The 17509-nt window shown below is 65.6% G+C and carries 15 protein-coding genes; 6 read left to right on the forward strand and 9 right to left on the reverse strand.

Features of this window, described 5'->3' with window-relative positions:
- Positions 1–12: 12 nt before the first annotated feature.
- Complete coding sequence (locus EPD66_RS05090; RefSeq protein WP_142847407.1) at positions 13–429, reverse strand: HIT domain-containing protein; 417 nt, start codon at positions 427–429, stop codon at positions 13–15.
- Between the two features lie 194 nt (positions 430–623).
- Here EPD66_RS05090 and EPD66_RS05095 point away from each other — a divergent pair, with 194 nt between their 5' ends.
- The 4 genes from EPD66_RS05095 to EPD66_RS05110 all read left to right on the forward strand — a co-directional run bounded on the left by EPD66_RS05095 (position 624) and on the right by EPD66_RS05110 (position 3986).
- Positions 624–1595 carry a DMT family transporter gene (locus EPD66_RS05095; RefSeq protein WP_142847408.1) on the forward strand — a complete coding sequence of 324 codons (972 nt, stop codon included), beginning with the start codon at positions 624–626 and terminating at the stop codon, positions 1593–1595.
- A 50-nt stretch (positions 1596–1645) separates the two neighbouring features.
- A complete protein-coding gene (gene acsA, locus EPD66_RS05100) occupies positions 1646–3421 on the forward strand; it encodes an acetate--CoA ligase (protein ID WP_142847409.1) in 1776 nt (591 codons plus the stop codon).
- An 8-nt stretch (positions 3422–3429) separates the two neighbouring features.
- Complete coding sequence (locus tag EPD66_RS05105) at positions 3430–3666, forward strand: acyl carrier protein (protein WP_142847410.1); 237 nt, start codon at positions 3430–3432, stop codon at positions 3664–3666.
- 83 nt (positions 3667–3749) lie between these two features.
- Entirely contained in the window at positions 3750–3986 is a 237-nt protein-coding gene (locus tag EPD66_RS05110) for a hypothetical protein (RefSeq protein ID WP_142847411.1), read from the forward strand.
- 125 nt (positions 3987–4111) lie between these two features.
- Here EPD66_RS05110 and EPD66_RS23985 read toward each other — a convergent pair whose 3' ends face one another.
- The 8 genes from EPD66_RS23985 to EPD66_RS05145 all read right to left on the reverse strand — a co-directional run bounded on the left by EPD66_RS23985 (position 4112) and on the right by EPD66_RS05145 (position 13241).
- A complete protein-coding gene (locus EPD66_RS23985) occupies positions 4112–4282 on the reverse strand; it encodes a hypothetical protein (RefSeq protein ID WP_185961262.1) in 171 nt (56 codons plus the stop codon).
- Between the two features lie 601 nt (positions 4283–4883).
- Complete coding sequence (locus EPD66_RS05115; protein WP_142847412.1) at positions 4884–5312, reverse strand: universal stress protein; 429 nt, start codon at positions 5310–5312, stop codon at positions 4884–4886.
- A 75-nt stretch (positions 5313–5387) separates the two neighbouring features.
- On the reverse strand, positions 5388–8009 hold the full coding sequence (locus tag EPD66_RS05120; RefSeq protein WP_142847413.1) for a TRAP transporter permease: 2622 nt from the start codon (positions 8007–8009) through the stop codon (positions 5388–5390).
- Positions 8010–8110: 101 nt separating this feature from the next.
- Positions 8111–9091, reverse strand: coding sequence for a TAXI family TRAP transporter solute-binding subunit (locus EPD66_RS05125; RefSeq protein ID WP_142847414.1), 981 nt, complete (start codon positions 9089–9091; stop codon positions 8111–8113).
- A 76-nt stretch (positions 9092–9167) separates the two neighbouring features.
- Positions 9168–10193: a TAXI family TRAP transporter solute-binding subunit gene (locus tag EPD66_RS05130; protein ID WP_142847415.1), complete on the reverse strand. Its 1026-nt coding sequence runs from the start codon at positions 10191–10193 to the stop codon at positions 9168–9170.
- The gene (locus tag EPD66_RS05135) at positions 10190–11038 is read right to left on the reverse strand and encodes a 3-keto-5-aminohexanoate cleavage protein (protein WP_142847416.1); all 849 of its coding nucleotides are present in this window, start codon (positions 11036–11038) and stop codon (positions 10190–10192) included. Before EPD66_RS05135 ends, EPD66_RS05130 begins: the two co-directional genes overlap by 4 nt.
- Positions 11035–12366: an aspartate aminotransferase family protein gene (locus tag EPD66_RS05140; protein ID WP_142847417.1), complete on the reverse strand. Its 1332-nt coding sequence runs from the start codon at positions 12364–12366 to the stop codon at positions 11035–11037. Before EPD66_RS05140 ends, EPD66_RS05135 begins: the two co-directional genes overlap by 4 nt.
- Positions 12363–13241 (reverse strand): MurR/RpiR family transcriptional regulator, encoded by an 879-nt coding sequence (locus EPD66_RS05145; protein ID WP_185961263.1) that lies wholly within the window; start codon positions 13239–13241, stop codon positions 12363–12365. The genes EPD66_RS05140 and EPD66_RS05145 overlap by 4 nt, the downstream gene beginning before the upstream one ends.
- Positions 13242–13466: 225 nt before the next feature.
- Between EPD66_RS05145 and EPD66_RS05150 the strand changes: the two genes are divergently transcribed.
- The gene (locus tag EPD66_RS05150) at positions 13467–13982 is read left to right on the forward strand and encodes an adenine phosphoribosyltransferase (RefSeq protein ID WP_142847419.1); all 516 of its coding nucleotides are present in this window, start codon (positions 13467–13469) and stop codon (positions 13980–13982) included.
- A 133-nt stretch (positions 13983–14115) separates the two neighbouring features.
- Positions 14116–17433 (forward strand): PAS-domain containing protein, encoded by a 3318-nt coding sequence (locus EPD66_RS05155; protein WP_142847420.1) that lies wholly within the window; start codon positions 14116–14118, stop codon positions 17431–17433.
- Positions 17434–17509: the final 76 nt, after the last annotated feature.

The raw sequence follows: 17509 nt of genomic DNA on the forward strand, positions 1-17509 counted from the left end.
CGTTGGCCGTCCTTATTCGCCGAGAGGATTGAAGATGGCGTATTGCAGCCTGTTGACCATCGCCTCCATGGCCTCGGGCTCATAGGGCTTACGGTCGCTGCGCCCCCAGACGGCACCCGGCCAGGCCGGATCGCTGCGGAAACGGCCCACCACATGGACGTGCAATTGCGGCACCACATTGCCCAGGGCGGCCACGTTGACCTTGTCGGGCTGGGAAACGGCCTCGATCACCTTCGAGGCGCGGGCAATCTCCGCCATCAGCTGCCCCTGGTCGCTCACGTCGAGGTGATGGATTTCCGTGACGCCCTCGCGCTGGGGCACCAGGATCAGCCAGGGATAGGTGCTCTCGTTCATGAGCAGGATACGGCACAGATGCCAGCGCGCCACCTCGACGGTGTCGGCCGCAAGGCGCTCGTCCAATTGAAACATCAGCCTCTGCCTCGGGTGTGGGTTCATCAAGCGCCAGAGCTTAGCCCAGCCCGTCGGCGCGGTCACGTCTTGCGCGCCAAGGGAGGCGGCTTGCCGCAGGGCAAGGCTGTCATGCAGCCGCTCCTTTTGACATTCCAGTTCCTTCGGGTAGGCTATCCGCCCCTGGAACAGTCTGTGGTCCTACCCTGCTGCCGATGACGAACGCTCCGCCCCTTCGCCAGCTGCTGGCTTCGCCTTACCTGTTGCTGCTGGTGCCGCCGCTGCTCTGGGCGGGCAACACCATCCTCGGGCGCATCGCGGCGGACGCGATCCCGCCCCTGGCCCTGTCCTTCTGGCGCTGGATGCTGGCCCTGCTGATCGTCGCGCCGATAGGCCTGCCGCGCGTACTGGCCCAGCGCGAGGCGGTGCGGCGTCACTGGCTGACCCTGCTGCTGTTCGGCGCCACCAGCGTCGGCGCCTACAACACCTTCCTCTACATCGCCCTGCACAGCACCACCGCCATCAACGCCATGCTGGTGAATTCCGCCATGCCGGTGCTGATCGTCGCCTTGTCCTGGCTGTGGCTGGGCGAGGCGCTGAGCCTGCGGCAATGGGGCGGCGTCCTGCTTTCGCTGTCCGGCGTGGTGCTGGTCATCACGCAAGGGCAGTGGTCGGTGCTGATGGCGCTGGAGCTGCGCCAGGGGGATCTGGTGATGCTGCTGGCCGCAGCCGCCTGGGCGATCTATTCGGTGGCCCTGAAGCGCAAGCCGACCGGGCTCGACCCGATGGCGCTGCTGACCCTTCAGATCGCCACCGGCCTGCTGGTCCTGCTGCCTTTCTATCTCTGGGAACTGTCCTCGGGGGCGCGGTTCGAGACCAATTTGAGCAATCTTGGGATCATCGCCTATGTGGCGGTCTTCCCGTCCCTGCTGGCCTATTATTTCTGGAACAGGGGGGTCGGCGCCCTGGGCGCCAATGTGGCCGGACAATATATCTATCTTCTGCCGGTCTTCACCGCCGTCCTGGCGGTCCTGCTGCTGGGCGAGACTTTCGGCTGGTATCACGGTGCCGGATTGGGCCTGATCTTCATCGGCATCTGGATCGCCACTCTCTCGAAAAAGGCGAAAAAGGGTAAAAGCCTCAGCCCGTCAAATGCTTTGCAGGCAAAGAAGCGGGGCGTAGAATGAAGAATAGCAAAAAATCAACTGCCGGCGGGGAACCGGCATCCGGAGGAAGAATGGACTGGCCGATCATCGAGAAGAGCGGCGATTTCGCCGTTCCGCCCTATCTGACGGATTGGGAGGCCGCCCGCGCGGCCTTCGACTGGCAGACGGAGATCGACCGGCTGTCGAAACTTCCGGGGGGCGGTCTCAATCTGGCCGTGGAGGCCGTGGACCGCCATGTCGCCGAGGGCCGGGGCGAGACCGTGGCCATGCGCTGGATCAGCCGCAACCAGGACTCGCGGCGCGAGCTCACCTACGCCCAATTGAAGGAGCAGACCGACCGCTTCGCCGCCGCCTTGCGCCATCTGGGCCTGAAGCGCGGCGACACGGTGGCGGTGATGCTGAACAACCTGGCCGAGCTCCCCATCGCCGCGCTGGGCACGATCAAGGCCGGCTGCGTCTTCTGCCCGCTTTTCGCCGCCTTCGGTCCCGAACCCGTGCGCGCCCGCCTGATCTTGGGCCGCGCCCGCCTGCTGGTCACCACCGAAGCGCTGTATCTGCGCAAGATCGCCGACCTGCGCGAGGACCTGACGGAGCTGGACCATGTGCTGCTGATCGGCGGCAGCGGCCAGCCGCCCCAGGGCTGCCTGGACTTCCAGGCGACCCTGAATGCCGCCTCGCCCGAGGACGGTACGGTCGAGGCCACGTCGCCCGACGATCCGGCCATGCTGCATTTCACCAGCGGCACCACCGGCGAGCCCAAGGGCGCCCTGCACCCGCAGCGCAGCGCCGCAGGCATCCATGCCACCGCCCGCATGGTCCTGGACCTGCGTCCGGGCGACATCTTCTGGTGCACGGCCGATACCGGCTGGGTCACCGGCAGCATCTACAAGCTTCTGGCGCCGCTGCTGGCCGGGGCGACGGGCATCCTTTACGAAGGCGAGTTCGATCCTGGCGCCTGGTATGGCGTGCTGCGCAACGAGAAGGTGACCGTCTGGTACACCACGCCGACGGCGGTGCGGATGCTGATGCGCTTCGGCGCCGCCCTGCCCCGCACCTATCGCCCGCTCTCCTTGCGTCTGGCCTTCAGCGTCGGTGAGCCGCTGAACCCCGAGGCGGTGATCTGGGCGCGGGACGCCCTGGGCCTGCCCTTCCACGACACCTGGTGGCAGACCGAGACCGGCTGCATCGCCCTGGCCAATTTCGCCGTCACCACCATCAAGCCGGGCAGCATGGGCCGCCCCGTCCCCGGCTTCGAGGTCGCCCTGGTCGAGCGCCGCCCCGAGGGAGGGCTGCGCTTCATCGAGGATGCCGGCATCCCGGGCGAAATCGCCTTAAAGGCCGGCTGGCCGAGCATGTTCAGCGATTATATCGGCGCCCATACCCGCTACGAGGAATGCTTCATCGACGGCTGGTATCTGACCGGCGACTTGGCCAAGCGCGATGCCGACGGCTATTTCTGGTTCCTCGGGCGTGCCGACGACGTGATCAAGGCCTCGGGTCACCTGATCGGGCCGTTCGAGGTGGAAAGCGCGCTGATGGACCATCCCGCCGTGGCCGAGGCCGGGGTGATCGGCAAGCCGGACCCCGTGGCCCATGAACGGGTCAAGGCCTATGTCTCGCTCAGCCACGGCTTCGCGGCCGGGGAAGCCTTGCGGCGCGAGCTCATCGCCTTCGCCCGCCTGCGCCTGGGCTCGGCCCTCGCCCCCAAGGAACTCGTCTTCATCGACGAATTGCCCAAGACGCGCAGCGGCAAGATCATGCGGCGCGTGCTGAAGGCCCGGGAACTGGGCCTTCCCACGGGCGACCTCTCCGGCATGGATTCCGACATCCGCGGAACCGGGGTCTGACCGCCGCCATGATGAGGACCATCACCGAGGCCCTATGCGCCGTCGCTCCCGAATGCGATCCGGAACGGCTCGACCCCGACCGTCCCCTGCGCGAGCAGTTGGACCTGGATTCCGTGGACCTTCTGCACTTCATCATGGAAGTCGAAGACCATCTGGGGGTTTCGCTGTTGGATCATGCCTTTGACGAATTGGCTACGCTGAACGGTTTCTTGCGTTCCATTTCCGGTCAGCCGATAAAGACCTGAAAGCCGGACGCCGCCTTGCCAGGCCGCTGCGCACTTCCTGCAACGGTGGATGCAGGGCGCAACGACAGGAAGGAGGAAGCAAGATGAACAATCCGTACATGTTCATGCTGGCATGGCAGATGACGCTGGCCCAGGGCTGGCTTTCCTGCATGCAGGCCATGGTCCAGAGCTGCGGTCAGATCGCGCAGCATAATGCCGAACTGTTCAAGCAGATGCCCCGTTACCAGCGCCATCAGAACGGCATTCCGCCCTGGGGCGCCTCCTGGTCCGACTTTTACGGGCGCCGCCATACCGACGTGGATGTGGAACATATGCGCTGAGGCCCGTCAGGAGACGGCGCCAAAAGGACTGGACTGGGCGGCGTGATGAAATGGCGAGACGGGTGCGGTTCGACCCGAAGGAATGGCGACAGGAGACCTTCTCCCCACGGCCTTCTGTCGCTTTTCTAGAACAGGTTGCTCACATAGACCGCCAGCAGGACCACCAGCGCCCAGGCGCCGGTCGCGGCACCGATCGCGAACAGCAGGCGCGTGCGGGGCGTCCACTTGCCATCGGAGAGAAGTCCGGCCTGGTCCTGTGATTGCGTCTTCTGCAATTCGTCTTCGATAAAGCCCATGACCCCAATCCCTATTTTAAACGGTTGGCACCCCTTTTTGGTGTAATCCAGAGTCCCGCTCCTGACAAACCCTCATATGGGGTAGCCTATAACCTTCGTCATACCTCGCTGGTTTCCCCTCTTCGACCTCCGCCAGAGCGGGGGAGGAAGGAGGCGCTACCGCAATCAAGGATAGAGCCGAGCCATAAAAGGATAGCGCGAGCATACGCGATAGCACGTCCGTCCGGTTGTGTTCGACGGGGTGGCTATGGCTCTGCCCTGTCCGTATGCGTCCGATGCAGCCTTTCCGGCAAACATCCTCGTGACGCAAAAAGCCTTCCTGACGTTTCCTGGAACCCGGGCGCCGGAGCGCGAAGCGGCAAACCGCGTCCGGCCCTCTTCCCGGGCCGGGTGGAAGCCGCCACGCGCGCACCGGACCGGCCGATGCGCCGCGCGGCTCTTCCGAGGCCATCCAAAAGCGGAGTTTCCCTCTCCGCAGGCCTGACAAGCGCTCTAACGGATATCTACGAATGCCCCCGGCCGGGGACAAGCATCCTTCTCGATATTCCCGTCACCCCCTACGAAATCTCGTGGTTCGGAAGGGGGCGCGGCGGAAACAGGCCTATTCGCGCACCACGAGCACCGAGCAATGGGCATGGCGCACCACGCGCGCGGCATTGGGGCCGAGCAGGTAGTCGCGCAGTTCCGGGCGATGGGCGGCCATGATGATCAGGTCGGCCTTGATACGCTCGGCCATATCCAGGATGGCCTCATAGACGGTCCCCTGGCTGATGATGTGCTGGACCGGGATGCCTTCGGGCACATGCTGCTTGACGAAGGCATGCAGCGCCTCCGTCACGCCCTTGACCATCTTGTCCTCATGGTCGCGGGGGAAGAACTGCCCGACGATGCTCATGCCGAAATCGGGCAGCACGGTCATCACATGCAGGCGGGACTCAAAAGCCTTGGCATATTCCACCGCCGTGGGCAGCGCACGCCGCCAGGAGCTTTCATCGCCCAGATCGACGGTAACGAGGATGTCCTTGTACATCGCTGCCTCCTTGTCGTCTTTGGCAGGGTCGTCGTCACTGGCAGGCTGCGGAGCGATCCGCAGCCTGCATAAGGATTATGCCTTTGCCGGAACCGCCTGCTGCCGCCGCAGGCGCACGCGCTGCAGCAGAATGATGAAGCCCAGCAGCAGGAAGGCCGGAATGAACAGCAATTCCTTCGGCGGGACGTCGGCGCGGACTTCCATGAACAGGATTTCGTCGTCGAATTCCAGGCCCGCCGATTGCGCCGGGCTGCCGAAACCGACGGAGTCGATCAGGATCCGGTCACCCTCGTGGTAGAGCATGAGGCCGAGCTGATCCAGCCGCTCCTCGGCGGTACCGGGCGCGCCGACGGTGAACAGGGTGGTGAATTCACGCGGTGCACCGGTGGCGCTCTGGCCGAGGATGCGCATCCGCAATTCCGTTCCCTGCTCCAGTTCGGGCAGCACTTCCTCGATCTCGCTGGCGTCGTACTGCTCCAGCGGCGGGAAGATCTGGTTCATGAAGGCGTCGGGGCGCAGCAGCATCAGGGTCACCAGCAGCAGCACCGCCGATTCCCACAGGCGCGAGCGGACGAAGAAGTATCCTTGCGTGGCCGCCGCGAAAGTCAGCATCGCCACCGTCGAGGTAAAGAAGATCAGGGTGCCGTGCCACAGCGTCACGTCGATCAGCAACAGGTCGGTGTTGAAGATGAACAGGAAGGGCAGCACCGCCGTCCGCAGGCTGTAGAAGAAGGCGACGAGGCCGGTGCGGATGGGATCGGCGCGCGACACCGCCGCCGCCGCGAAGGAAGCCAGCCCCACCGGCGGCGTCACGTCGGCCATGATGCCGAAATAGAAGACGAAGAGATGGGCGGCGATCAGCGGCACGATGACGCCGGACTGGACGGACAGCTCGACGATCACCGGCGCCATCAGCGTCGCAACGACGATGTAATTGGCCGTGGTCGGCAGGCCCATGCCCAGGATCAGGCTGATCAGGGCCGTCAGCAGCAGCACCAGGATCAGGTTGCCGCCCGACACCGCCTCGACCACATCGGCCATCACCGCGCCCAGGCCGGTCAGGGTGACCATGCCGACGATGATGCCCGCCGTGGCGGTGGCGATGGCGATGCCGATCATGTTGCGGGCACCGGTCGTCAGGCCGTCGAGCAGTTCATTGAAGCCCTGGCGGGCAGCCGCCCCCAGGTCGCCCGAACGGCGGAAGAACGCCTTCAGCGGACGCTGGGTGACCAGGATGAAGATCATGAACAGGCTGGCCCAGAAGGCCGAGAGGCCGGGCGAAAGCTGTTCGACCAGCAGCGCCCAGACCAGAACCACCACCGGCAGCAGGAAATGCAGCCCCACCTGGATGGTCGGCCAGGCTTCGGGCAGCTTGACCACCGGGGCGTTGGGATCGTCGGCCTCCAGCTCGGGATATTTGGCCGAGTGACGCAGCAGCAGCAGATAGGTGACGCCGATCAGCAGGCCGATCAGCCAATTGGCCGCGCCGCCGGCGATCGCCTGGATGCCGGTGATGACCCAATAGACCGCGCCCGCCAGGATCAGGATGCTGCACAGGATCAGCCCGGTCCGGATCAAGGCATAGGGCAGGCTGCGCTGCACGCCCGGCTTGGGCAGGGCCTTCATGTCGGCCTTCAGCGCCTCGAGATGAACGATGTAGAGCAGGCCGATATAGGAGATCAGCGCCGGCAGGAAGGCGTGCTTGACCACCTGCGAATAGGGAATGCCCACATATTCGATCATCAGGAATGCCGCGGCCCCCATCACCGGGGGCATGATCTGGCCGTTGACCGAGGACGACACCTCGACCGCGCCGGCCTTCTCGGCCGGATAGCCCACGCGCTTCATCAGCGGAATGGTGAAGGTGCCGGTGGTCACCACATTGGCGATGGACGACCCCGAGATCACGCCGGTCAGGGCGGAGGAGACGACCGCCGCCTTGGCCGGGCCGCCGCGCAGATGGCCGAGCAGCGAGAAGGCGACCTTGATGAAGTAGTTGCCCGCCCCGGCCTTGTCGAGCATCGAGCCGAACAGCACGAAGAGGAAGACGAAACTGGTCGAAACACCGAGGGCGATGCCGAAGACGCCCAGCGTGGTGGTCCAGAAATGGTTGGCGGCCAGGGCCAGAGAGGCGCCGCGATGGCTGACCACGTCAGGCATGTAGGGGCCGACGAAGACATAGATCAGGGCCAGGATGGCGATGATCATCAGCGGCGGGCCGAGGGTGCGCCGGGTGGCTTCCAGCAGCAGCACCACGCCGACGCAGCCCACCACGATGTCCATGGTGGTCGGGCGCGCCGGGCGCATGGCCAGCTCGCTATAGAATAGGAAGAGATAGGCGGCGCAGAACGCAGCCACCAGCGCCAGGATCCAGTCCGTGATCGGCACGCGGCGGCGCGGCGAGGAGCGCAGGGCCGGATAGGCGGTAAAGGCCAGGAAGATGCCGAAGGCGAGATGAACCGCGCGGGCTTCAGTGTCGTTCAGCACGCCGAAACCAAGCATGAACGGCAAAGGCGAAGCGAACCAGAGCTGGAACAGCGACCAGGCCAGCGCCACGGCGAACAGCACCTTGCCGGGCAATCCCAAGGGTGAACGGGCGCCTGTGTCGGCGGAAGCGACAAGATCCTGTAAATCGGCGGCGCTCGGTCCGTCCTGCGGAGTGTTCGGCTGAGTGTCTTTCGTCGGTGATGGCGTCATGCTGTTCCCCCTATCCGCCCCTTCGGCTGCTCGTCAGATGGTCTTGATCATCCGAAAGAAAAAGGGCGGCCGCGCGCGAGCGGCCGCCCCCATTGCGGTTATTACTCCATCCAGCCGCGTTCACGGAAGTAGCGAACGGCACCGTCATGCAGCGGAGCCGACAGACCGGCCGTCAGCATTTCCTCGGTTTCCAGCACGGCAAAGGCCGGATGCTGGCGCTTGAAGCGGTCCAGGTTGTCGAAGACGGCCTTGGTGATGTTGTAGATCACGTCTTCCGGCACGTCGGCAGAGGTCACGAAGGTCGCGCGCACGCCGAAGGTCGGGGTCGGCTCGGCGTTGCCGCGATACATTTCACCCGGGATGGTGGCGGTGGCGTAGTAGGGATACTGGTTCACCAACTGCTCGATATCCGGGCCGTCGACGCTGACCAGCACCGAATCACAGGAGGTGGTGGCTTCCTGGATCGAGCCGTTGGGATGGCCGACGACGTAGACCATGGCGTCGACCTTGTTGTCGCACAGGGCCTGGGCCTGTTCGCGGGCTTCCAGTTCCGAAGCCAGCGAGAAGTCGCGGACGGTCCAGTTCTTGGCGGCCATCACGGCTTCGATGGTGGCGCGCTGGCCCGAGCCCGGATTGCCGATATTGACGCGCTTGCCGCGCAGTTCGTCGAAGGTGCGGGCATTGGCGTCACGACGGGCGACCACGGTGAAAGATTCCGGGTGCAGCGAGAAGACCGAGCGCAGCTTTTCGTTCGGGCCGGCCTGCTGGAACTGCTCGAGGCCTTCCAGGGCGTTGTAATGCACGTCGGACTGGGCCACGCCCAGTTCGATCTCGCCGCCGGCGATGCGGGTCAGGTTGGCGACCGAGCCGCCGCCGGCCGGGGCATTGCAGCGCAGGCCGTGTTCCTGGGTGCCGCTGTTGACCAGACGGCAGATATTGGTGGCGACGGCATAATAGATGCCCGTCTCGCCGCCCGAACCGATGGTGATGAAGCGCTGCTGTTGCTGGGCCGAGGCGGGGACGCTGGCCATGGCAAGGCCGGCCGCAGCAAGAACGGCCAGGCTGGTACGACGAATGAGCATCAAAACCTCCTCATGCTTTCTATTGTGAGATTCTCTTGAAGGTGGTCACGGCAAGGAAGAAGAAGAAGCCTCCTTCTTACTTCAGTCCCACCTCTTTGAAGAATTTTTCCGCTCCGGGATGCAGCGGCGCGGTGAGACCTGCCCTATGCATCCGGTCGCGATGAATCGTACCCAATACCGGCACCATATCGGCCAAGGCGTCCAGGTTTTCCCAGACGGACTTGACGATCGTGTATGCCTCGTCCTCGGGCATATCCTCGGTAGCCACAACGGTGGCGACAGTACCGAAAGTGACCACGTCTTCGGTTTGCCCCTGGTAAGTCTCTGCAGGAATGGTCAGGGCAGAAAATTGCGCCTGATTGCTCAGCATGGCCTCCATCGGCTTACCCGTCAAGCTGACCAATTCCACTTCGCATTGATTGAGGGTTTCCTGCAAGCCCGCCGCCGGGTGGACGGCAGTGAAAAAGGCCGCGTCCATGCGGCCTTCGCAGAGAGCCTGGCCCTGCTGGGACAGTTCGATCTCCAGCACCGCCTCGAGGTCGCCATGCTGCAGGTTGTAGGTCGCCAGCACGCTTTCGGCCATGCTGCGCTGGAAGGAATCGGGCCTGCCGAGATTGACCTTCTTGCCCTTCAGGTCGGTGCCGTCCTTGATGTCGCTGTCCTTGCGCACGGCCATCACCACCGCCTCGCCATGCAACGAGAACAGCGAGCGCATTTCCTCGAAGGGGCCCAGCTCCTTGAAGGCATCCTCGCCCTTCAGGGCATAGGCCTGGCCGCGCGACTGCATCAGGGCCAGGTCCAGGTTGCCTTCGCGCAGGCCCACGACATTGGCCGCCGTGCCGCTGCTCGGCTCGACCAGGCAGCGCTTGCCCAGGACGTCGCGGTTCTTGTTGAGAATGCGGCAGATGGCGCCGGCTTCGCTGTAGAAATAGCCGCCGACCTCGCCGCCGCCCACGACCAGCAGGGGCAGGGTCACCTGTTCGACCACCGCCTCCGGCTCTTCCTCGGCAAACGCGACCCCGGTGAAGGCCACCATTCCGGCAAGAGCCATGACGGCGGGACTCAGCAAGGCCTTACCCAACGTGACGATACCTTTCCTCATACTTTCCAGCTTTCCTCGGCCATAATGGCGCGGGCGGCTCCGGCATCGGCGACCGCCCGGCCCAACAGGGGCGCGCCCCGGGCCAATTGGTCTACCAGGGCGGCGTTCTCGGGCGCCAGGCTGCCGTCCGCCAGCCAGAGATTGTTCTCGAAGCCGACCCGGGCATGACCGCCCAAGGCGGCGGCAGCCATGGCACAGGCATTCTCGTGCCGTCCGAAGGCGCAGACCGACCAGCCGGGAGGAAGCTCCCCGGCCTCGCCCGACCAGGCCGCCAGGAAAGGCAGCAGGTCGGTCGGCTGCGACACCTGCCCCGGCGTATAACGCCCGAGCACGAACAGCACCTGCCCGCCCGGGATGATACCTCGGCTGCGCAACCGAAGGAAACGGCTTACATCTTCGGCAGAGTAGAGGATGTGCTGAATAAATGTCCGGGCGCGCCATAATTCCGCCAAAAAGGCCGCCCCGTCCCTCTCGGCGGCCTCGTCGGGGATGATTTCGCGCAGGGCCAGGGATACCGCCTCGGGCCGGACCTCCCGCACCACCGCCATCTGCTCGGCGGGGGAATAGCGCCCCACCGCCTCGGTGGTGATCTGCACCACCATCTCCTCGCCCACCGCCCGGCGCACGGCGGCGATGCTCTCCTTATAGGCCTCGGCATCCAGCAGATGGGCCCCGTCGGCGTCGCGCACATGCAAATGCAGCATCGCCGCCCCCGCCTCGCGGCAACGCGCCGCCGTCTCGGCCATCTCCTTCGCCGTCAGCGGAATGGCGGGATGGTCCTGCTTCAGCCGCCGCGCCCCATTGGGCGCGACGTTGATGATCAGCTTTTGCGGGGCGGCGGTCATCGCACTTCCGCCACGGCAGTTTCGATGGCGTCGCCCAGCTTCCCGACGATCTCGTCCACATGGTCGTCGCCGATGATGAAGGGCGGCGCCAGCAGGACATGGTCGCCCAGCCGGCCGTCGATGGTGCCGCCCATGGGATAGCACATCAGCCCGCGCTCCATGGCCAGCGCCTTGATGCGGGCATTGAGCCTCAAGGCCGGATCGAAGGGCTGCTTGGTGGCACGGTCGGCCACCAGTTCGATCCCCAGGAACAGGCCGCGCCCGCGAATGTCGCCGACCGCGTCGAGCCCGCCCAGCCTTTCGCCCAGCGCCGCCCGCAACTGCGCCCCGCGCGCCCGAACATTGCTCAGGAGATCGCGCTCCACGATGGCCTTCTGCACCGCCAGGGCGGCGGCGCAGGCGGTGGCATGGCCCATATAGGTGTGGCCGTGCTGGAAGAAGCCAGAGCCCTGCGCGAAGGCCTGATAGATCTTCTCCGACACCAGCAAGGCGCCGATCGGCTGGTATCCCGCCCCCAGCCCCTTGGCGATGGTGATCAGGTCGGGGGCGATGCCGTCCTGTTCGCAGGCGAACAGCGTGCCGGTGCGGCCCATGCCGCACATCACCTCGTCGAGGATCAGCAGGATGCCGTATTTGTCGCAGATCTCGCGGATGCGCTTGAAATAGCCCGGCACCGGCGGCACCGCCCCGGCGGTGGCCCCGACCACCGGCTCGGCGATGAAGGCGGCCACGGTTTCCGGACCGCAGCGCAGGATTTCCGCTTCCAGCTCGTCGGCGACGCGGCGGCCGTATTCCTCGGCGCTCTCGCCGTCGCGGCGGTCACGGTATTCATAGCAGGGCGCGATATGCGGGACGTCCAGCAGGATCGGCCGGAACTGGGCGCGGCGCCATTCGTTGCCGCCCGCCGACAGGGCGCCGATGGTGTTGCCGTGATAGCTCTGGCGCCGGGCGATGATGCGCGACCGCTCGGGCTGCCCCGCCTCCAGGAAATACTGACGGGCCATCTTGAGGGCCGTCTCCACCGCTTCCGAACCGCCGGAGACGAAATAGACCCGGCCGATCCCTTCCGGCGCCGCCTCGACCAGCATGTCGGCCAGCCGCTCCATCGGCTCGTTGGTGAAGAAGCCGGTATGGGCGAAGGCCATGGTCTCGACCTGCGAGACGATGGCCCGGCGCACGTCGGCATCGCTGTGCCCCAGGCAGGACACCGCCGCCCCGCCGGAAGCGTCCAGATAACGCTTGCCCGTGCTGTCGATCAGGTAAGGCCCGTCACCGGCAACGGCGACAGGCAGAACCGCCTTGGTATGGCGGTGGAAGACGCGTGTCATGGGATATCTCCAGGTTCCCAATAAGCATTCAGCCCCTTGAGCTGACGTTCGGATGCGGCCAATGCGGCCAGGGTGTCCGGGCCGCTGCCGGCAGCCAGGCTGGCCGCCAGCATTTGCACCAGCGCCAGGGACGGCACCAGCGACTGAAAGAAGGACGGGCTTTCGTGGCTCACCGTCAGGACGTGGCGGGCGACCCCGGCCAAGGGCGAGTTGGCCCCGTCGGTGATGGCCACCACGGCCGCCCCCTCACCCGCCGCGAAATCGGCGGCCGAGACCGTTTCCCGCGTATAGGGCGGCAGGCTGATGGCCACCAGCACATCGCGCGGCCCGACATGGCGCAGGCTGTCGGCGAAGGTGCCGCCATGGCCGTCCAGCAGGACGGCGTTATCGCGGAACAGGGAATAGGTGTAGTGGAAGAGGAAGGCCACGGAATAGGAACTGCGCAGTCCCAGAACATAGACCCGCCGCGCCGAAAGGATGGTATCGCGGCAGGCCGCCAGCCTTTCGCTGCCGACGGTGATCAGCAGGTCGCGCAGGGCCACCGTGTCGGCCACCACCATGTCCTGGATCAGGCGCTCTTCCGTCCGCGCATCCCGGCCCTGGAGCCGGCGCGCCCGGTCGACGAAGAGCGGCTCGCCGTTGCGCATCTGCTCGCGCACCTGTTCGCGCAATTCGTTCCAGCCGGGATAGCCCAGGGCCTGGGCGAGCCGCACCATGCTGGCGGGGCTGACGCCGGACAGATCGGCCAGCCGGCGCATCGAGGCCAGGGCCGCTTCCTCGGGATGGGACAGCAGATAGCGGGCCGCCTGCTGAAGCTGGGGGCTGAGGGCATCGTAGCCCGCTCTGATACGGTCGGTAAGGGTCAGGGAATCCATCAGGCATCCCATCGAATGTGTTGGGGAATGCTAAGGGATCGCCGCCGCGCCTGCAACATTTGTTTCAGAATTCGAAATTTCTGAAACAGTCTCGGTGGCAATCTCCATGACCCATCTTGCCGTCCATACCTTACATTGTCATGACACAACGCAGGGGATAGGATGCCCCGCCGTCCCGCCAGTTGCGCGACAGGGCGGATTTTCTCAAACATTCGGACGGCCGTGATGGACCTCAAAGACCATATCCGCGAGATCCCGGATTTCCCCAAGCCCGGGATCCTGTTCTACGACATCTCCACCCTGCTGGCTCATGCGGATGCCTGGCAAGTGACCATGGGCCGCTTGGCCAATGCAGTGCGCGTCCACCAACCGGATCTGCTGGTCGGCATCGAATCGCGCGGCTTCCTGGCGGCCGCGCCGCTGGCCCTGAAACTGGGCTGCGGCTTCGTCATGTGCCGCAAGCGCGGCAAGCTGCCCGGCGCCACCGTGCGGCACGAATACCAGTTGGAATACGGCACGGACATCATCGAGATCCAGGCCGACGCCGTCCAGCCGGGCCAGCGCGTGGTCGTGCTCGACGACCTGCTCGCCACCGGCGGCACCATGGCGGCCTCCATCGAGCTTCTGCGCAAACTGGGCGCCGAAGTGACCGGCGCGGCCAGCATCATCGAACTGACCTTCCTCAACGGCCGGAAGCGCCTGGACGTTCCCTTCACCTCGCTGGTGCAATACGACCAGTAGCAAAGGGCGGGACAGGATCCACCGGGCGGATATAAACCCATCCTATTTCTGGAAATAGGTTTTCGCCCGTGCGGTGTAAGGCTAATATCTTCCGGAGGCGCCCCAAGGGCCAACCGGTAGGCGTGTCATGATCATGGACATTTCATTGCAGACGGCCCTGCTGGGGGCAGTGATGGGGTCGGCGGTACTGACCTTCGCCATGGTCTATGCACGTGCCCTGCCCGGCGCTTCCGCCGCGCTGGGCTGGTGGGCCATGGCTTTCGCCGCGCAGACTCTGGGCTATCTCGCCCTCATCGGGCCGCCCTGGCCGGGGCGGCTCTGGGCCTCGGATGCCCTGCACGGCGCGATGGCCGTCCTGGTCCTGGTCGGCGCCCTGACCTTCCTGGGCCGCCGCGTCTCGACAGTCTGGCTCCTCCTCGGCCTCGCCGCCGCGCTGGTCTGGGGGGGAGTGGCCGACCTGCCACGCCAGTTCCTGTCCCTGCACGACGACCTGCCGCTCTATGGCCTGGGCGGCTTGCCCTTCCTGTTCACCGCCTGGGCCTTCCTGCGCAACCGGGACGGCTCGAAGGCCGACGGCCATACCATCGCCGCCCTGGCCTTCACCGCCACCGCCCTGCATGAATTCAGCGCGCCCTTCGTCCATTCCGTGCCCCATCTGGCGCCCTGGAGCTTCGTCGCCGCGCAGGTGCTGGCCATCGTCACCGCCATTGCCCTGCTGGTGGTGGTGCTGCGCAGCCAGCAGATCCAGGCCGAACGCGAGACAGTGCGGGCCAACCGCGTGCAGAACCAGTTCCTGGATGCCATCGAAAGCATCTCGGAAGGCTTCATCCTTTTCGATTCCCAGGACCGGCTGGTCTTGTGCAACAGCCGCTACCGGGAAATGCTCACCCCCCTGACCGATCTTCTGGTCCCCGGCACCCCCTTCCGCGAGATCGCCGCCGCCGCCGCCCAGCGGGGCGTCGTGCCCGCCGCCATCGGCCGGGAAGAGGAATGGGTGGCCGAGCGCATGCGCCTCCACAAGATGCCCTGCGCCGAGGAGGAACAGCTTCTGGCCGACGGGCACTGGCTGCTGCTGCGGGAAAATTGCACCAGCGACGGCGGCACCGTCGGCACGCGGCGCGACATCACCGAGCGCAAGCGGAACGAACGCGCCCTGCGCGAAAGCGAGCAGCGCCTGCGCGGCATCATGGACACGGTGGTCGACGGCATCATCACCATCGACCAGACCGGCATCGTGCAAAGCTTCAACCCCGCCGCCGAACGCATCTTCGGCTATCAGGCGGCCGAGGTGCTGGGCCGCAACGTCTCGATGCTGATGCCCCACCCCCATTCCCGCGACCATGACGACTATCTGCGCCGCTATCTCGAAACCGGCGAAGCGCGCATCATCGGCCTGGGACGGCAGGTGCAGGGCCAGCGCAAGGACGGGACCATCTTCCCGCTGGAACTTGCGGTCAGCGAATTGCGTCGCGAAGGCGAGCTGACCTTCATCGGCGTGGTGCGCGACATCACCGACCGCAAGCGCGTCGAGGAAGCCCTGCTGGAAAGCGAACAGCGCTTCCGCGACCTGGCCGAGGCCGCGTCGGACTGGTTCTGGGAAACCGGGCCGGACCTGCATTTCGTCTTCGTCTCGTCGCGCGTGCGCCAGGTCCTGGGCGTCAAGACGGCCTTCTTCATCGGCCGCTCCTTCCACGACTTCGCCGAGATGTCGGACGAGAAGAAGCTGTGGGCCGATCACCTGCGGCGGCTGGAATCCCACAAGCCCTTCCGCGACTTCATCTTCCGCCAGGAACTGCCGGACGGGCGTATCAAGTATCTGAAGACCAGCGGCCGCCCCCTCTTCGACACCAGCGGCGCCTTCCGGGGCTATCGCGGCACGGGGACCGACATCACGGCCGAGGTGGAGGCCAAGGCCACCGCCGAACGCGCCCAGCAGCAGCTTGCCGCCGCCATCGAAAGCATCACCGAGGGCTTCGTGCTCTGGGACCAGGACGACCGTCTGGTCCTGTGCAACGACAAATACCGCCACTTCTTCACCCATCCCGGTATCGAGGTCCGCCCCGGCATCACCTTCGGCGACCTGTGCCGGCAGGTGGTCGAGAACCGCTGCATCATCAGCATCGACGCCAGCAGCCCCGAGAAATGGCTGGCCGAAAGGCTGCGCCAGCACCGTCAATCCTCCAGCAGCCAGGAAATGCAGATGGCGGACGGCGTCTGGGTGCTGGCCAACGAGCATGCCACGCCGGACGGCTATGTCGTCGGCGTCTATACCGACATCACCGGTCTGAAGCAGCGCGAGCGCGAGATCGCCCGCCAGACCGAGCGGCTGCAGGCGATCATCGACAACATGCCCCAGGGCATCAGCGTGTTCGACCGCGACATGCGGCTGGCCGCGCTGAACGAGCGCGCCCGCAACTATTTCGGCCTGCCCGAGGGCTTCGCCCGCCCCGGCGAGACCACCTTCGAAGATTTCATCCGCCTGATGGCCGAGAAAGGCGAGTTCGGCCCCGGCGACACCGAGGAACTGGTGCGCCAGCGCCTGGACATGGCCCGGCAGGACCCGCCCCTGCTGCTCGAAACGGAACGGTGCCGGCCCGACGGCAGCTATGTCGAGGTGCAGCGCGCCGCCATGCCCGATGGCGGCTTCCTGTCCACCTATACCGACATCACCGAGCGCATCCGCACCGAGCAGACCCTGCGCGAGGCCAAGGAAGCCGCCGAACGCGGCAACCGCGCCAAGGCCGCCTTCCTGGCCGCCATCAGCCACGAATTGCGCACGCCGCTCAACGCCATCATCGGCTTCTCGGAATGCATGGCCGCCGAATTGTTCGGCCCGATCAACAACGACAATTACCGCGACTATGTCCGGGACATCCACGACAGCGGCAACCACCTGCTGAACCTGATCAACGACATCCTGGACATGTCGAAGGCCGAAGCCGGCAAGATCGACATCCATAGCGGACCGCTGGACCTGCGCGACTGCGTCGAGGCCGCCCTGCGCATCCTGCGCAACCGCGCCGACAACGCCCATGTCAAGCTGGCGGCCCATCTGGCGCCCGACCTGCCCCTGCTCGATGCCGACGAGCGCCGCATCAAGCAGATCCTGCTCAACCTGCTGTCCAACGCCATCAAGTTCACCGAAGAAGACGGCATGGTCACGGTCTCGGCGCGTCTGGACCCGGAAGGCCGGATGGTTGTCGAGATCGCCGATACCGGCATCGGCATGCTGCCCCAGGACATCTCGGCGGCCATGGAACCCTTCGCGCAGATCGATTCCCGCCTGTCGCGCAAATATGAAGGCACCGGCCTGGGCCTGCCCCTGACCAAGGCCCTGGTGGAGGCCCATGGCGGCTTCATGTCGCTGAAATCGACCTTCGGCCAGGGCACCACCGCCATCGTCACCTTCCCCGCCTCCCGCGTCCTCCACGGCGATCCGGTCGAGGCGTAAGGGAACAGTTCATAAGACGCAGACGGACGGAGGCGGAAATGGAGCCGCCCTTCCCCAATAGAAAAAGGCCCGGCAA

The sequence above is a fragment of the Telmatospirillum sp. J64-1 genome, assembly GCF_006980715.1.
Taxonomy (GTDB): domain Bacteria; phylum Pseudomonadota; class Alphaproteobacteria; order Rhodospirillales; family Magnetospirillaceae; genus Oleiliquidispirillum; species Oleiliquidispirillum nitrogeniifigens.

Excerpts from the sequence above, each read along its gene's own strand:
- EPD66_RS05130 (WP_142847415.1), bottom strand. The coding sequence starts at position 10,193 with ATGAGGAAAGGTATCGTCACGTTGGGTAAGGCCTTGCTGAGTCCCGCC.
- EPD66_RS05125 (WP_142847414.1), bottom strand. The coding sequence starts at position 9,091 with ATGCTCATTCGTCGTACCAGCCTGGCCGTTCTTGCTGCGGCCGGCCTT.
- EPD66_RS23985 (WP_185961262.1), bottom strand. The coding sequence starts at position 4,282 with ATGGGCTTTATCGAAGACGAATTGCAGAAGACGCAATCACAGGACCAG.
- EPD66_RS05110 (WP_142847411.1), top strand. The coding sequence starts at position 3,750 with ATGAACAATCCGTACATGTTCATGCTGGCATGGCAGATGACGCTGGCC.
- EPD66_RS05155 (WP_142847420.1), top strand. The coding sequence starts at position 14,116 with ATGGACATTTCATTGCAGACGGCCCTGCTGGGGGCAGTGATGGGGTCG.
- EPD66_RS05095 (WP_142847408.1), top strand. The coding sequence starts at position 624 with ATGACGAACGCTCCGCCCCTTCGCCAGCTGCTGGCTTCGCCTTACCTG.
- EPD66_RS05140 (WP_142847417.1), bottom strand. The coding sequence starts at position 12,366 with ATGACACGCGTCTTCCACCGCCATACCAAGGCGGTTCTGCCTGTCGCC.
- EPD66_RS05145 (WP_185961263.1), bottom strand. The coding sequence starts at position 13,241 with ATGGATTCCCTGACCCTTACCGACCGTATCAGAGCGGGCTACGATGCC.
- EPD66_RS05120 (WP_142847413.1), bottom strand. The coding sequence starts at position 8,009 with ATGACGCCATCACCGACGAAAGACACTCAGCCGAACACTCCGCAGGAC.
- EPD66_RS05115 (WP_142847412.1), bottom strand. The coding sequence starts at position 5,312 with ATGTACAAGGACATCCTCGTTACCGTCGATCTGGGCGATGAAAGCTCC.
- EPD66_RS05150 (WP_142847419.1), top strand. The coding sequence starts at position 13,467 with ATGGACCTCAAAGACCATATCCGCGAGATCCCGGATTTCCCCAAGCCC.
- acsA (WP_142847409.1), top strand. The coding sequence starts at position 1,646 with ATGGACTGGCCGATCATCGAGAAGAGCGGCGATTTCGCCGTTCCGCCC.
- EPD66_RS05105 (WP_142847410.1), top strand. The coding sequence starts at position 3,430 with ATGATGAGGACCATCACCGAGGCCCTATGCGCCGTCGCTCCCGAATGC.
- EPD66_RS05090 (WP_142847407.1), bottom strand. The coding sequence starts at position 429 with ATGTTTCAATTGGACGAGCGCCTTGCGGCCGACACCGTCGAGGTGGCG.
- EPD66_RS05135 (WP_142847416.1), bottom strand. The coding sequence starts at position 11,038 with ATGACCGCCGCCCCGCAAAAGCTGATCATCAACGTCGCGCCCAATGGG.